Below are 16,928 nucleotides of genomic sequence, written 5' to 3' on the forward strand. Positions count from 1 at the left end.
ACGATCGTCGCCGACCGTCAACGAGGAGCACCAGCCACATGATTCCCGAGTCGCGAACGGGCACCTCCACCCACGAGCCCCACCTGGCCCACGAACTCGTCGCCCGCCGCGCGGCGCTGACTCCGGAGGCTGTAGCCGTCGTCGAAGGCCGGCAGGAGATCACCTACGCCGAGCTCGACATCCGTGCCAACCGCCTCGCCCACCACCTGCACGACATGGGCGTAGGCCCCGGCTCGGTGGTCGGTGTATGCCTGCCCCGCACCGCCGACCTGATCAGCACGCTGCTCGCGGTATGGCGTGCGGGAGCGGGATATCTGCCACTCGACCCTGCCCAGCCCCGGCAACGCTCCGCGTGGATGCTCCGCGCGGCAGGGGCCCGCGTGGTGGTCACCGACGCGGCGTCGGCCGCTGTGGCCGACGAATCCGAAGCCGAGCCGCTGGAACTCGCGGCCCTCGACGCTGCATTGACCCTGCGGCCCGGGCACATGCCCGAGAGCGGAGCCGGCCCGCAGGACGCCGCGTACGTCATCTACACCTCAGGTTCCACCGGCACCCCCAAGGGCGTGGTGATCAGCCATGAGGGCATCGGCAACCGCATCGCCTGGGCCACCGATGCTCACCGTCTCTCCGCCGAGGACCGCGTACTGCACAAGACCGCAGTCACCTTCGACGCCCATGTCTGGGAGGTCTTCGCGCCGCTCGTCATCGGCGGAGCCGTCGTCCTCGCCCCAGCAGGAGCCGAACGCGACGCCGCACTCATGCTGCGCACCGTCGCGGAACAGCGGGTGACCGTCCTTCAGGTGGTGCCCTCCGTACTGCAAATGCTGGCCGATGCAGACGGCTGGCAGGACTGCGCCCGGCTGCGGCTGCTCTTCTCCGCCGGTGAGCCGCTGCAGGCCGAACTGGCCCAGCGCGTGCTGCGCCGCCTCTCCGCCGAGGGTGCCGCTGCCGGTCGCCCGGAACTGGAGATCTGGAACACCTACGGCCCCACCGAGTGCTCCATCGACGTTACCGCCCACCGCTTCGACCCCGCGCAGACCTCCGGACCGGTGCCGATCGGCCGCCCGATCCCCGGCCTGCGGGTGCTCGTCGCCGACGAGTCCGGCAAGCCGGCCGCCGTCGGCATCCCGGGCGAGCTCTACGCCGGTGGCCTGGGCGTGGCACGCGGCTACCTCGGCAGCCCGGAGCAGACCGCCGAGCGTTTCGTGCCCGACCCGTACGCCAAGGACGGCTCCCGGCTCTACCGCACAGGGGACAAGGTGCGCTGGCGCGGGGATGGAGTGCTGGAGTACCTGGGCCGCATCGACCACCAGGTGAAGATCAACGGTGTCCGCATCGAGCCGAGCGAGGTGGAGAGCGCGCTGTCGGCACACCCGGGCATCAGCGGCGCGGTCGTCACCGCATTCACCGGAGCCGACGGCGCCAAACGGCTGGCGGGGTACTTCACCGCCGACTCGGCCGGCGTCCTCGCCGGGCTGCGCGCATTTCTCCGTGAACGCCTGCCCGACACCCATGTCCCCGCTGTCTTCCTACGCCTCGATGCGTTCCCGCTGACCGTCAACGGCAAGGTCGACCGCTCGGCGCTGCCCGCGCCCGAGTCCCTCAGCAAGGAGTACCGCCCCGCCCACCGGGCTCCACGCACCGCCGCCGAGCAACTGATCGTCCACGCCTGGCAGGAACTGCTGAACGCGGAGGACATCGGCCTCGACGACGACTTCTTCCACCTCGGCGGCACCTCGCTGCAGTTGACCCGCCTCACCCACAAGCTGCGCACCGCCTCCGGGCAGCAGATCCCACTGCGCGACCTGTTCACCGCAACCACGGTCGAGGCCCAGGCCCGGCTGCTCGCGCCTGAGGAGACGTCCGCAAGCGCCGCCGACGTCCCGGTGATGCGGGTCCCCCGTGACGGTGGACCGCTGCCGCTCTCTTTCGGCCAGCGCCGCCTGTGGTTCCTGGACCAGATGAACCCGCAGAGCGCCGAGTGGGTGGCCGGCATGTTCCTCAAGGTGTCGGACGGCACCCGGACCATCCATGTCCAACGCGCGCTCAACACCCTCGTGGAGCGGCACGAGGCGCTACGCACCCGCTATGCCGTCATCGACGGAGAATCCGCGCAGTTCATCGCCGAACCGCACCGCGTGGACCTGCGCCACCTGCACGCGAGCCGGGAGGAGTTCACCGCGCTGCTCAAGGAGGAGTTCGGGAGGGGATTTGACCTCGGGAACGGGCCGCTGCTGCGTGCGGTGTTCGTCCGCATCCACGGCGGCGATCAGATCGTCGTTGTCGCCATGCACCACATCACCACCGACGGCTGGTCCTCGGCCATCCTTGAGCGCGAGTTCTATCAACTGCTCCATGCCTACCGTCATGGCCGTACGGACGACGGCCTGCCCGAGGTGAAGCTGGGCTACGCCGATTACGCGGTATGGCAGCGGGCGCAGCTGACCGAAGAGGTGCTGGCCGCCGAACTGGATCACTGGCGCGGCGTCCTGGCGGGCAGCACTCCCCTGGAGCTGCCCACGGACCGGCCACGTGCGGCCGTGCGCGACGGCCGTGGCTCGGCAGTCCACTTCTCGGTGCCGGCGCCGGTCGTGAGCTCCCTCACCGGTCTCGGGAAGCGGCACGGCGCCACGCCCTTCGCCACCATGTTGACGGCCTTCGCGGCGCTACTGGCCAGGCACGGAAACCAGTGGGACGTGCCGGTGGGCACTCCGGTGGCCGGGCGCGACCGGGCGGAGACCGAGAATGTCGTCGGCTTCTTCCTCAACAGCCTCGTGCTGCGCTGCGCGCTGGACGGGAAGCGGTCCTTCAGCCAGGCGCTGGAGCGCGTCAAGGAGACCACCCGCGAGGCCTTCGCACACCAAGCGCTGCCCTTCGAGCGCCTCGTGGAGGAGATGGCCCCGGAGCGCGACCTGTCCCGTACGCCGCTCTACCAGGTGGCGTTCGACCTGCACGACGAGTCGTTCAACGGTGCGGTCGAACAGCCGGAGGACGTCAAGACGCTCCAGGAGACGTGGGGGCTGGCTCACACAGACCTGACCCTCTATATGCGCCGGCACGACGACGGCACGATGTTCGGCAGCCTGGAGTATGCGACCGCACTGTTCGACGCCGGCACCGTCGTGGCGCTCACGCACCGCTTCCAGCGTCTGCTGGCCGCCGTCGCCGCGGACCCTGACGTCCTCCTGGAGGAAGTGGAGTTGCTCTCCGCCGAGGAGCGGGGCCAGCTGCTGGGCGAAGCGACCACCCCCGCAGAGCCGGTGACCGCCGCCGTGCACTCGGTTTTCGAGCGCCAGGCGCAGGCCACTCCGGACGCGGTGGCCGTCGTCGAGGACGGCGTGGAGGTGACGTATGCCGCACTGGACATGCGGGCCAACCGGCTTGCGCACCATCTGCGTTCGCTGGGGGTCGGTCCGGAGTCCCAGGTCGGTGTGCTGCTGGATCGGGGCGCGGAGCTGATCGCCACACTGCTGGCCGTCTGGAAGGCGGGCGGCGCGTACATCCCCATGGACCCGGCCTGGCCGGCGGAGAGGGTGGCCGGCATGGCCGCCGACGCGGGGACCCCGGTCGTTATGACGACCTCGGCCCACGCAGGGCGCTTCGCGGCCGGTTACGACGGCAAAATCGTCGTCACCGACACCACGGACGCCGCGGCTGTCTCGGCCCGCCCCTCGACGCCCATCGGTGTGCCCGCCGACCTGGACCGGCTGGCGTATGTCATCTACACCTCGGGCTCCACGGGCCGCCCCAAGGGCGTGGCCGTGCCGCACCGGGGCCTGGCCAACCACCTGAACTGGGCCGTGTCCGAGCTGGTCTCGCGCGGCACCGGAGGCAGCGCCGTCTTCTCGTCCGTCGCCTTCGACCTGGCGGTGCCGAACGTCTGGGCGCCGCTGCTGGCCGGGCAGCGCGTGGTGGTCCTGCCGCAGGAGACGGACCTCTCCGAGCTGGGCGCGCGGCTGACCGCAGCCGGTCCGTACAGCTTCCTGAAGCTCACCCCCGGCCATCTGGACATCCTCACCCAGCAGATCACACCCGCGCAGGCGGCCACGCTCGCCGGAGTGATCGTGGTGGCGGGCGAAGCGCTGCCCGGTCCGCTCGCCCGGCAGTGGGCGGACTGGCTGGGCGAAGGCCGCGTGGTCAACGAGTACGGACCGACGGAGGCGTCGGTGGGCACCTGCACCTACCCGGTGACGGCTACCGAGCCGGGGGCGGTGATGCCCATCGGGCGCCCGCTGCCCGGCATGGCGATGTACCTGCTCGACGCGTGCCAGCGACCGGTGCCGCCAGGTGCCGTCGGCGAACTCTATGTGGGCGGCACCGGGGTGGCCCGTGGCTACGCGGGCCGTCCGCAGCTCACGGCGGAGCGCTTCGTCCCCGACCCGTTCGGCACCGTGCCCGGCGCCCGCCTGTACCGCACCGGGGACCTGGTGCGCCGGCTGCCCGCAGGAGACGTGGAGTTCCTGGGCCGCACGGACCAGCAGGTGAAGATCCGCGGCTACCGCGTGGAACCGGGCGAGGCCCAGGCCGTGCTCGCCGCGCACCCGGATGTCCGGGACGCAGTGGTGATCGCCCGGACGGACGGTCCCGGCGCTGTGCGCCTGGCCGGATACGTCGTCCCCGCTGCGGCCCCGGTTCCCGCGCACGTTCTGGCCGCCCACTGCGCGGAGCGGCTGCCGGACTACCTCGTGCCCGCAAGCTTCACGGCTCTTGACGCCATACCGCTGAACGCCAACGGCAAGGTCGACCGGGCCGCGCTGCCCGTCCCGGAGTCCGTCGCCGAGAAGGAGGGCGATGAGCCGGAGGGCCCCCTGCAGGAGAACATCGCCGCGTTCTGGACGGAGCTGCTGGGCAACCGTGTCGGAGTTCACGACAACTTCTTCGAGTCCGGCGGCAACTCGATCCTCGCGATCCGGGTGATCGCGGCGATCCAGGCCGAGTACGCGATCGCGCTGCCGGTGCGTGAGGTCTTCGCCCACCCGACCATCGCCGGCCTGGCCCACGCCGTCGAGTGCCGTATCCGAGCCGAAATCGACCAGATGTCGGACGCCGAGCTGCTGGAGGAGCAGACCGCATGAGCATCCAGGAGAGCGCCCAGGCTGCGGGGAAGGCCGCGGAGGCCACGGGGAAGGGCGCGGACACACTCCGGGCCGAGCTGCTGCGCCGCCGTCTCGCCGGCCGGCGCAACCCACAAAACGACGGCCGCCCCGGCGGAATCCCGTGCGCCGACCGCACCGCGCCTCTGCCCCTGTCCGCCGGACAGCAGCAGATGTGGTTCCACAGCCGCCTGGAGCCGGACAGCTGCGAGTACCTGGTCCCGATGGTGCTGCGGCTGCGCGGCACCCTCGACACGGCCGCGATCGAGACGGCCTGGCAGCGGGTGCTCGGCCGGCACGAGATCCTGCGTACCCGGTACGGGCTGAACGGGCACGAGCCCGTACAGATCGTGGACACCCCCGAGGACAACCAACCTGCCGTCCTGTTGGACGACTTGACCGGTGATCCGTCCTCGCACCGCGAGCAGATCACCGCCGAGCTGATCCAGAACGAGGTCACCACGCCCTTCGACCTCGCTGCCGAATGGCCGGTCCGGGCCCGGCTGATCCGGCTCGCAGCCGACGACCACGTGCTGGCCGTCGTCTTCCACCACATCGCCTGCGACGCGTGGTCCACCCGGATCTTCGCATCCGAGCTCAGTCAGGCCTACACCGCGTGCGTGCAGGGCGTGCCCGACGGGCTGGCCCCGCTCGCCCTGCAGTACGCCGACTTCGCCACCTGGCAGCAGCAGCGGCTGGCCGGTCCCGAAATGGAACGGCAGCTTGCCCACTGGCGCGACGCACTCTCCGGCGCACAACCCACCGAGCTTCCCACCGACCGGCCGCGCCCCGCCCTCCGCGACTCCGCCGGCTCCGACGTCCCCATCCGCTTCCCTGAGGACCTGTCAGGCCGGGTCCGCCGGCTGGCCGCCACCCACGGCACCACTCCGTTCGCCGTACTGCTGACCGCCTTCCACGTGCTGGTCTCCCGGTACACCGGGCAGCCCGACGTCTCGGTCGGCACGGTCGTCTCCGGCCGCCACCGTCCCGAGCTCCAGCAGCTCATCGGCTACGGCATCAACACCCTGGTGCTGCGTGGCGCATGGGACGGTGATCCCGGCTTCGCCGAACTGCTGGAGCGCTCCAGGGACACCGTGCTGGACGCGTTCGACCACCAGGAGATGCCCTTCGCTCGGCTGGTGGACGAGCTGCAGCCCGAGCGCGACATGTCCCGCACCCCGCTGCACCAGGTTGCCTTCACCCTGCACGAGCAGCGCCTGGATGCGTTCGCCCTTCCGGGCCTGACCGTCGAGCCGTACGCACGCAGGGACGAGGTCGCCAAATGCGACCTCACGCTGCAGATCGAGGAAGCCGCCGACGGCTCTTTCGGCGGCGCGCTCAACTACGCCACCGCCCTCTTCGACCGTGCGACCGCCCATCGCATGGTCCGTCACCTGCTGCGTTTGCTCGACGGCGCCACAAAGACGCCGGACCTGCCCGTGTCCCGGCTCCCTCTGATGGACGATGCCGAGTACGCGGTGGTCACCGGCGCCCTCGACGGACAGCGGCCCGCCGCCCCGGCGGACCGCTGCGTGCACCAGGTCTTCGAGGAGCAGGCGGCAGCCACCCCCGACGCCGTCGCCGTCACGGCAGGCAGCACCTCGCTCACCTACCGGGAGGTCAACGAACGGGCCAACCGGCTCGCCCACCACCTGCGCGAGCTCGGCGCGGGGCCGGAGACCCTCGTCGGCCTCTGCCTGGAGCGGGGCATCGAGCTGCTGCCCGCCCTGCTGGGCATCCTCAAGTCGGGCGCCGGATACCTCCCGCTGGACCCGGCCAACCCCACCGACCGGCTCGGCTACGTCATCGCTGACGCCGGGGCCGGGATCGTCGTGGCCTCCACCGCCACGGCCACCGCGCTCGACGGCGCCCACGACGGCGAGCTGGTGCTGCTGGACGGCGAGCAGGACGCCGCCCGGATCGCCGCCCGCCCGGCGTCGGACCCGGCCCCCCTCGCCGGGCCCGACGCCGTCATCTACGTCATCTACACCTCGGGCTCGACCGGCCGCCCCAAGGGCGTCGTCCTCTCGCACCGCAACGTGCTGCGCCTGATGACCACCGCCGACGAGCACTACGGCTTCGGCCCCGACGACGTGTGGACGATGTTCCACTCCTACGCCTTCGACGTATCCGTCTTCGAGATGTGGGGCGCCCTGCTGTACGGCGGCCGGCTCGTGGTCGTCGCACACGAGGTCACCCGCTCCCCCTCGGACTTCATCGATCTGCTCGTCCAGCAGCGGGTGACCGTCCTCTCCCAGACGCCCACCGCCTTCCGCTCCCTGGTGGCGGCCGCGGGTTCCGGAGACGAACGGATCGACGAACTCGCGCTGCGCGCCATCGTCTTCGCAGGCGAGAAGCTGGAGGTGGCCGAGCTGCGCCCCTGGCTGGACCGCGTCGGGCAGCACGGCCCGGACCTGGTCAACATGTACGGGATCACCGAGACCACTGTGCACACCACCTACTACTGCATCGAGGAGGAGGACTTTGCGCCGCTCTCGGGAAACCGGGTGGGCTATCCGCTCAGCGACCTTTCGGTGTACCTCCTGGACGGCGCGGGAAACCCGGTTCCTGTTGGGGTGCCGGGCGAGATCCACGTCGGGGGCCCCGGAGTCGCCCGCGGCTATCTGAACCGGCCCGGCCTGACCGCCGAGCGCTTCGTACCCAACCCCTTCGCCCAGGACGGCTCCCGACTCTACCGAAGCGGTGACGCCGCGCGGCGCCGGGCGGACGGAAGCCTGGAATTCATCGGCCGCATCGACAACCAGGTCAAGATCCGCGGCTATCGGATCGAACTCGGCGAGATCGCCCATGCCCTGCTCCAGCACTCCGCCCTCGCCGACGCGGTCGTCCGGGTCCGAGAGGACGCGCCCGGCGACCGGAAGCTCGTCGGCTACCTCGTCGCATCCCCGGGCGAAACGGTCCCGCCGGCCGGCGAGTTGCGCACGCTGTTGCGCAGGACGCTGCCGGAATACATGCTGCCGGCCGCCTTCGTCACGCTCGACCGCATCCCGCTGACCGTCAACGGCAAGCTCGATCACCGGGCCCTGCCTGCGCCCGACCTCACGGCCCTGCGCGGGAACGGCACCTGCATCGCCCCCCGCACACCGGCGGAAGGGCGCATGGTAGCCGTGTGGAGCGCGGTGCTGGGTACCGAGCAGGTCGGTGTCGAGGACTCCTTCTTCGACCTCGGCGGCGACTCCATCCGTGCCATCGCCCTGGTGGGCGAGCTGCGCGCCGCCGGATACGACGTGGCGGTCCGTGACGTCTTCGACTTCCGCACGGTCGCCCAGCTCACCGAGGCGGCCACCGGCCGTCCGGCACTCGCCTCCGGCCGGCGCACGGTCGAGCCCTTTGCCCTGCTCGACGAGGAGGACAGGGCTGCGCTGCCGGCCGGCGTCACTGATGCCTACCCCCTGTCCCAGATGCAGCTGGGCATGGTCGTCGAGATGCTGTCCGACACCAGCCGCAACCTGTACCACAACGTTTCCACCTTCCGGCTCCACGACGACAAACCCTTCGCCCCCGAGGCATTCCTGGAGGCCGGCCGGCTCGTCACTTCCCGCCACGAAGTCCTGCGCACCTCCCTGGAGCTGACCGGCTACTCACGGCCCCTGCAACTGGTGCACGCCATGGCCGAGATGCCGATGGGCTGGCAGGACCTCTCCGGGCTGGATGCGGCCGCCGTGGATGCCGCGCTGCGCGAGTACACCGCCGGCGAGCGTGCCGACGTCTTCGACCTGTCCGTACCCGGACTGATGCGCTTCTTCGCCCACCTGACGGACGACGACGAGGGCTGGTGGATCTCGGTCACCGAGTGCCACCCCGTCCTGGAGGGCTGGGGCCACCACTCGCTGCTGATGGAGCTGGTGCAGTGCTACCGAGCACTGCGGGACGGCCGGGAGCCCGAACCCTTCGACGCCCCCGACGTGCGCTTCGCCGACTTCGTCGCCGGCGAACTAGAGGCGCTGGACTCGGAGAAGGACCGTTCCTACTGGCAGGGCATCGTCGAGCAACACGCACCGCTGCGGCTGCCCGAGGGCTGGGGGGACAGCGCGTCGCTGCCCAGGGAGACCGTGCAGGCGGCGATCGTCTGGACCGACCTGGAGGAGGGACTACGGGCGCTGGCCGCCCGGGCGAAGACCTCACTGAAGAGCGTGATGGTCGCCGCACACCTGACCGTTATGGGACGGCTCACCGGCGACGCAGCCTTCCACACCGGTCTGGTCTGTGACGCCCGTCCCGAAATCCTCGGCGCGGACCGGGTACTGGGCATGTACCTCAACACCCTTCCCTTCGCCCACGACCGCTCGGCCCGCACCTGGCGCGAGCTGGTGCAACAGGTCTTCGACCGTGAGGTCGGCCTGTGGCCGCACCGCCGTTATCCGATGGCCGCGATCCAGCGCCAGTGGGGCGGCTCGCGGCGTCTGATCGACGTTTACTTCAACTACCAGGACTTCCGGCAGGTCGATGCCGGACTCGTGGACCACGAGGGCGGCATCGACGACAGCCCGTCGGAGTTCCCGCTCACCGTCTCCTCCCGCCTCGGCCACATCATCGTGACCGCCGACTCCCACCATGTGAACCGGGCCAACGCCGAGCGCATGGTGGCGATGTACCGGGTGGTGCTGGAGTCGATGGCCGCCGACCCCGACGGCGACGCCACGGCCGACCTGCTGTCCGACGGCGAGCGCGCCCTGCTCCTCCGCTCGTGGAACGACACGGCCGTGGAGCGCGACCCCGCCCCGGTCCACGCGCTGTTCGAGGCGCACGCAGCCGCCGCCCCGAACGCGGTAGCCCTCGTAGACGGCGACCGCCTGCTGAGCTACGGATGGTTGAGCGAGCGCTCTGACGCGTACGCGGCGCAGCTGCACGCCATGGGCACGGGCCCCGGGGCCGTGATCGGTCTGCTGCTGGACCGGACACCGGAGCTCGTCGCCGCGATGCTGGGCGTGTGGAAGGCAGGCGGCTCGTATGTGCCCCTGGACCCGTCCTTCCCTGGCATGCGCATGCGTCATGTGCTCGCCGACGCACAGGCGGTCCTGGTCGTCACCGACTCCGTGCACGCGGCCGCGCTGGACGGGGTCTTCGAAGGACGGCGGCTCCTGACGGATGCGCCATGGCCGCACGCCCCCGACGCGGGGGAGGCCCCGGCGACTGCCGACGATCTCGCCTACACCCTTTACACCAGCGGTTCCACCGGCCGTCCCAAAGGTGTCGGTGTGGGGCACCGGGCGCTCACCAACCTGCTGTTGTCCATGAAGGAGGAGCTCGGCTCCACCGGATCCGACGTGTGGCTCTCCCTCACCTCGGTCTCCTTCGACATTTCCGGTCTGGAACTGTTCCTTCCGCTGGTCACCGGTGGCCGGCTGGTACTGGCCGACAGCATGGCGACCAAGGACGGTGCCGCGCTCGGCGGGGTCGTCGCGACGCACGGTGTCACCCACGTCCAGGCGACACCCTCCGCCTGGAACCTGCTTCTGAGGTCGGGCTTCGAGGGCGGCGCCGGTCTCACCGCTCTGGTCGGCGGCGAAGCACTGTCGGCCGGGCTGGCCCGCGAACTGCGGTCCGCCGTCGGCCGACTGGTCAATGTGTACGGCCCCACCGAGACGACGATCTGGTCGATGCTGTGGGAGGTGCCGCAGGGCTCCGAGGACGTCTCGATCGGCAGGCCGATCGCCAACACGACCACCTATGTGCTGGACGGCCGGATGCGCCCGGTGCCCGTCGGCGCCCCAGGCGAGCTCTACATCGGCGGTGCGGGCCTGGCCCATGGCTATCGGGGCATGCCGGGGCGGACGGCGGCGCACTTCGTGCCCGACCCGTTCGGCAACACCCCGGGAGCCCGTCTCTACCGCACCGGTGACATCGTGCGCATCCGCCCCGATGGCAGCTACCTCTACAACGGGCGGGTCGACGACCAGGTCAAGATCCGCGGGGTGCGGATCGAGCCCGGTGAGATCGAGGCCGCGCTGGCCCGGCTGAAGCAGGTCGCGCAGGCCGCCGTGACCGTCCGCGAGGACACTCCCGGCGACAAGCGGCTCGTGGCGTACGTCGTGCCGGCCGACAGCACCGCTCCCGAACCCCGCGCGCTCCGTCGCGAACTGGCCGGTGTCCTTCCCGACGCCATGCTGCCGTCCGCGTTCGTCACCCTCGACGCGCTGCCCTTGAACACCGCGGGCAAGGTCGACCGTAACTCCCTGCCCGCCCCCGCCCAGGAAGCACTGGCCACGAGCGGCTACCTCGCCCCCCGCACACCGGCGGAAGAGGGCATGGCCGCCCTATGGGCAAAGGTGCTGGGCGTGGATCGGGTCGGGGTCGAGGACTCCTTCTTCGACCTCGCCGGCGACTCTCTGCGGGCCATCAACCTGGTCGGATCGCTGCGCGCCGCCGGCTACGACGTCGCCGTCCGCGACGTCTTCGAGCACCGCACGGTGGCCGGGCTCGCGGAGACCGCCGCCACCCGGCCGACACTGAGCGGTGGCATCGCCGCCGTCGAGCCCTTCGCCCTCGTCACGGAGGAGGACCGGGCCGGGCTGCCGGCCGGGCTCTCCGACGCCTACCCCGCCTCGCAGCTCCAGCTCGGCATGCTGGTGGAGATGCTCGCGGATACCGAAGGCAGCAACTACCACCAGGCTGTCTCCATCCGGGTCCGGGACGACCGCCCGTTCTCCGAGGAGGCGCTGCGGAAGGCCGTCGACGTGGTCACGACCCGCCACGATGTGCTGCGCACCTCGTTCGACCTGACCGGCCACTCCGTACCGATGCAGCTGGTGCACAAGGATGTCGAGGTGCCGGTACGCGTCGTCGACCTGCGCGGGCTCACCGAGACAGCGCAGGCCGCCGAGCTGAACGGATTCCTTGCCGCCGAGCGGGCCGACCGCTTCGATCCCGCCACCGCTCCCCTGCTGCGGGTCTCAGCGCACCTGGAGAGCGACACGGCCTGGCGGGTGACCTTCAGCCAGCCCCACGCGATCACCCAGGGCTGGGGACAGTTCGCGCTGGTCACCGAGCTGGTCGACTGCTACCGGCAGCTGCGTGAGGGAGCGGCATCGGAGCCCTACCAGGCACCGCCGGTCCGGTACGCCGACTTCGTGGCCGGAGAACTCCAGTCGCTCGCAGCGGGCGAAGACCGTGCCTACTGGCGGTCCATCACCCAGCGGTACGCCCCGCTTGCCCTGCCTGCAGGATGGGGTGAGGAGGGCGGGCAGCGCACCCATGTGGTGTCGGTCAAACTCACCGACCTGGAACAGCCGTTACGTGCCTTCGCCTCCCGCAGCCGCGTCTCGCTCAAAAGCGTGCTGCTGGCAGCCCACCTCAAGGTGATGAGCCAGCTCACCCAGGAAGAGTCCTTTCACACCGGGCTGGTCTGCGACGCCCGCCCTGAAGTGTTGGGCGCGGACCGGGTGCTGGGCATGTACCTCAATACGCTGCCGTTCCCGTACGACCGGACGGCCCGCAGCTGGGACGAGCTGGTGCAGCAGGTGTTCAGCCGGGAGACCGAGCTGTGGCCGCACCGCCGTTATCCGATGGCAGCCATCCAGCGCGACTCCGGAAGCGGCCGTCGACAGATCGATGTGCTGTTCAATTACCATGATCTGCGGGTCTTCGACAGCGAGCGGATCGACGCGGCATCGAGCATCGGCGAGACCACCACCGAGTTCGCGCTGAGCGTGGCCACCGGCGGGGAGGGCCTCAACCTCAGGGCGGATTCCCGGGTGCTGAGCCGGAAGCACACCGAGCGGCTGGCCGGAATGTACCGTGCCGTGCTCGCCGCCATGGCTCGCGACCACCGGGGCGACCCGCGGCCGGCCTACCTCCCGGCACGTGACCAGGAGCTCCTGAGCAGTTGGACGGAGACGCTTCGCGAACCGGAGACGCTCGCCGCTGAGGCGGCGTTCGAGCGTCACGCCGCCGGCGGTCCGGGCCGTCCGGCGATCGTCGCCGACGGCGTGGAGCTGAGCTACGCGCAGGTCAACGAGGCCGCCAACCGCCTCGCGCACTACCTGCGCACGCTGGGTGTCGGACCGGATGCGGTGGTCGGCATCTGCGCCGACCGCTCGCCGGCCACTGTCGTGGCCGTGCTGGCCGTCCTCAAGGCGGGCGGCGCCTATCTCCCGCTCGATCCGGGATATCCGGCCGACCGCCTGGCGTACATGGTGCAGGATGCGGGCGTCACGGTGCTGCTGACCGAAGAGGCCCTGTGGAAATCGCTGCGGGAGGCGGATCCGGGCATTCGTGCGGAGATGGTGCGGCTCGACCGGCCCGAGCTGTGGGCCGACCGACCGGCCACCGACCCCGTTCCGGTCGCGGCACCGGAGAACCTTGCCTACGTCATCTACACCTCCGGCTCCACCGGCCGTCCGAAGGGCGTGCTGGTCAACCGGCGGGGCATGGGCAACCACCTGCTCGCCAAGATCGAGGACCTGGGGATCACCGAGTCCGATGCGGTGGTGCAGAACGCCTCCTTGGCCTTCGACATCTCCGTCTGGCAGATGCTCTCCGCCCTCGCCGTCGGCGGCCGGGTCCGGGTGGTCTCCGCCGAAGACGCGGTCGACCCCATAGCGCTCTTCGGGCGCACCTCCCAGGAGGGACTGACCGTCCTGGAGGTCGTCCCCTCCCTGCTCCGAGCATCCCTGGACGCCTGGGACGCGGGAGCACTGGCCTGCGAACTGCCCGCTCTGCGCCATCTGGTGGTGACGGGCGAGGCCTTGCCGCCGGACTTGTGCCGGCGCTGGTTCGCCCGCTTCCCGCACATACCGATGGTCAACGCCTACGGGCCGACCGAGTGCTCGGACGATGTCACGCACGCCGTGATCCGCGCCGGCGACCCGATCGGCGAGGCACGGGTGTCGATCGGCCGTACGGTCCGCAATACCCGCCTGCACATCCTCGACGAGAACATGGCGCCCGTCCCGGTCGGTGTCCCGGGCGAGCTGTACGTGGGCGGCTCGGGCGTCTCCCGCGGATACGGCGGGCGGCCCGCACTGACCGCCTCGCGGTTCCTTCCGGACCCCTTCGGCCCGGCGGGTGCACGGCTGTACCGCACCGGCGACGTCACCACCTGGAACGAGGACGGCAGCATCGAGTTCCTCGGCCGCGTCGACCACCAGGTCAAACTGCACGGCGTCCGCATCGAGCTCGGCGAGATCGAGGCGGCCCTGACCGCACTCGACGAGGTCGCGGACGCATCGGTGGCCGTCAAGCGGGGCCCGACGGGCCGGGAGAGCCTGGTCGGCTATGTGGTTCCGGCCGGCGGCAGGGAACCCGGGGCGGCTACGCTGCGCTCCCTGCTGACCCGCTCGCTCCCCGAGACCATGATCCCGTCCGTGTACGTGCCGCTGGAGGCCCTGCCCCTGACCGCCAACGGCAAGGTCGACCGCAAAGCGCTGCCCGACCCGGACAGCTGGGACGCCCCGGACCGGCCGTACACCGCGCCCGCGACACCCACCGAACAGACGATCGCCGACATCTGGGCACTGGCCCTCGGGATCGGCCGAGTGGGCCGCGACGACGGCTTCTTCCCACTGGGCGGGGACTCGATCCTGGTGATTCAGGTGATCGCGGCCGCCCGCAGGGCAGCACTGCCGCTGTCGCTCTTCCTGCTCTACCAGCACGAGACGCTCGCCGAGGTGGCTGCAGCGGTCGACGCGAAGCTCACCTCCGCAGCAGGCGCACCGTCCGCTGTGGCTGCCGCAGCGGTCGACGTGCGCGCCATGCTCGACGCGCTCGCCGAATGCGGCGTGCCCGGGGCGAGTCTGGCGGTGACGGAGGGCGGTGAACTGGTCGCCCTGGAGGGGATCGGCACCCTCGCCGCCGGCTCCACGGAGAATGTCACCCAGCGGACCGTCTTCCAGGCCGGCTCCTGGGGCAAGCACGTCACTGCCGTCGCGGTCCTGCGGCTGGTGGACGAGGGGCTGATCGACCTGGACGCGGACGCCGGCACCTATCTGCGGGCCTGGCGGGTGCCCGAGTCCGCCAACGGCCCGGTCACGGTACGGCAACTGCTCAGCCACCTCGCCGGATTCGCCGAGACGCCTCGCCAAGGCGTCCGGCGGGGCGAGCCCGTGCCGCGCCTGCTCACCCTGCTGCGGGAGACCGCGACGCGCGAGAGTGCGCCGGGTCAGCGGTTCCACAAGTCCAACGCCCACTTCTCGGTGCTCGAGCAGGCCCTGACCGATCTGACCGGCGAGTCCTTCGAGGCCCTGATGCGGCGTCTGGTGTTCGACCCGTTGGGCATGGACGGCAGCAGCTTCGACCAGTCCTTCCCGGAGACCTGCGGCCGTCCGGTGGCGCTCGGCCACGACGCAGAGGGCCGCACGGCCGAGGGCGGCTGGCTGATCCACCCGGAGCTGGCCGCCGCAGGGCTGTGGACCACGGCCTTCGACATGGCACGGATGGAACTGGAGATCCGCCGTAGTGCCCTGGGGCGCCCGCTGGCGCTGCTGTCCCAGCAGAGCGCCCGGCAGCTGCTCACGCCGCACAGTGCCAGCTTCTACGGCCTGGGCACGATCGTGGACGCCAGCGGCCAGGACGTGGAGTACGGCCACGGCGGCTCGCCGGGCGGATACCAGGCGGTCTCCATGTCGTCGCTGCACCGCGGCAGCGGAGTGGTGGTGCTCACGAACGGTGAGTTCAGCGCTCAGGTGCTGAAGGCGGTCGGCATCGACCGCTGAGCCCCTTCCGCACCGTATGGACGAAATATAGCCCCCGGCCGGAGAGTGATCCGGCCGGGGCTTTTCCTTCTGTTTCCCCGACGGGTCGGTCGGGCCCATGAATTTCTTTGATATTTCGCGTTGCCCCGTCCGAGAAAGGCAGGTCCGATGACCGCAGAGAACGCCGAATCCGAGCGCGCCGGCCGAACCTCGCGCAGCAAGGTGAAGGGAAATATCCACCTCTTCACGGATTACTCGGTGGAGAAGAGGATATTTCTTCACAAGGAGAATTCTTACCGGTCCTCCTGGGCCCGGCTGTTGCCCTTCCACTGCGTACAGGAAACCGCCACCACGCGCCTCGCCGCCCCTTCCGCCGACCCGACAGCGGCGGCCGCCGCATGAACACCATCGTTGCGTGCCGCCCGTCTTGGTTCCGGACGTTCGTGCCCCGCCCCGCAGCGGAGTTGCGCCTCTTCTGCTTCCCCCATGCCGGTGGGGCCGCCAGTGCCTTCCGCAGCTGGGCGACCGGGCTCCCGGCCTCGGTGGAAGTCACCGCCGTCCAGTACCCGGGGCGGCAGGACCGCTACGACGAGAACCCCGCGCCCGACATGGCCACTCTCGTCCAGGAGATCAGCGAGGCGATCGTCCCGCTCATCGACCGTCCTGTGGCCTTCTTCGGCCACAGCATGGGCGGCACAGTCGCCTACGAGGTAGCCCGCGCCCTGCCCCGCGAGCTGCGCCCTGCTCTGGTGCGGCTTTTCGCCTCGGCCCGCAAGACGCCGGACGAGTGCCGGCCGCCGGCACCCGAGTTGCGGAGTGACGACGGACTGCTCCGCTACATCTGCGGACTCGGCGGCGCCGGTGCCGCCCTCCTCGCCGAACCGGAACTCCTCGCGGTCGCCCTCCCCGTGCTCCGCGGCGACTTCCGTCTCATCGACACCTACCGTCACGTGCCAGGCGCACCGCTGATGTGCCCCGTCACCGCCCTCGTCGGCACGGACGACACCCACAACACGCCCGCCGACGCCCAGGGCTGGTCGCGGTACACGACCTCCGGCTTCGAGGTCTGCGTCCTGCCCGGCGGCCACTTCTACCTCGAGACCGCGACCGAGGAGCTGCTCGAACTGTTAACCGACCGGCTCGTCCCCGCCCACCGACCGTAAGTCCTGTCGCTCTTCCTAGG

At 70.7% G+C, this 16,928-nt stretch carries 4 protein-coding genes; all 4 read left to right on the forward strand.

What is annotated here, in order from left to right:
- Positions 1-38 precede the first annotated feature (38 nt).
- The 4 genes from ACGFR7_RS14405 (at position 39) to ACGFR7_RS14420 (ending at position 16,908) form a co-directional block, all read left to right on the forward strand.
- Complete coding sequence (locus tag ACGFR7_RS14405) at positions 39-5,075, forward strand: amino acid adenylation domain-containing protein (RefSeq protein ID WP_393317916.1); 5,037 nt, start codon at positions 39-41, stop codon at positions 5,073-5,075.
- Complete coding sequence (locus tag ACGFR7_RS14410; protein WP_393317918.1) at positions 5,072-15,766, forward strand: amino acid adenylation domain-containing protein; 10,695 nt, start codon at positions 5,072-5,074, stop codon at positions 15,764-15,766. The genes ACGFR7_RS14405 and ACGFR7_RS14410 overlap by 4 nt, the downstream gene beginning before the upstream one ends.
- A 147-nt stretch (positions 15,767-15,913) precedes the next feature.
- Positions 15,914-16,147 (forward strand): hypothetical protein, encoded by a 234-nt coding sequence (locus tag ACGFR7_RS14415; RefSeq protein ID WP_393317920.1) that lies wholly within the window; start codon positions 15,914-15,916, stop codon positions 16,145-16,147.
- Positions 16,144-16,908, forward strand: coding sequence for a thioesterase II family protein (locus ACGFR7_RS14420; protein ID WP_393317923.1), 765 nt, complete (start codon positions 16,144-16,146; stop codon positions 16,906-16,908). The genes ACGFR7_RS14415 and ACGFR7_RS14420 overlap by 4 nt, the downstream gene beginning before the upstream one ends.
- Positions 16,909-16,928 lie beyond the last annotated feature (20 nt).

The organism is Streptomyces sp. NPDC048516, from assembly GCF_043199875.1.
Lineage (GTDB): Bacteria > Actinomycetota > Actinomycetes > Streptomycetales > Streptomycetaceae > Streptomyces.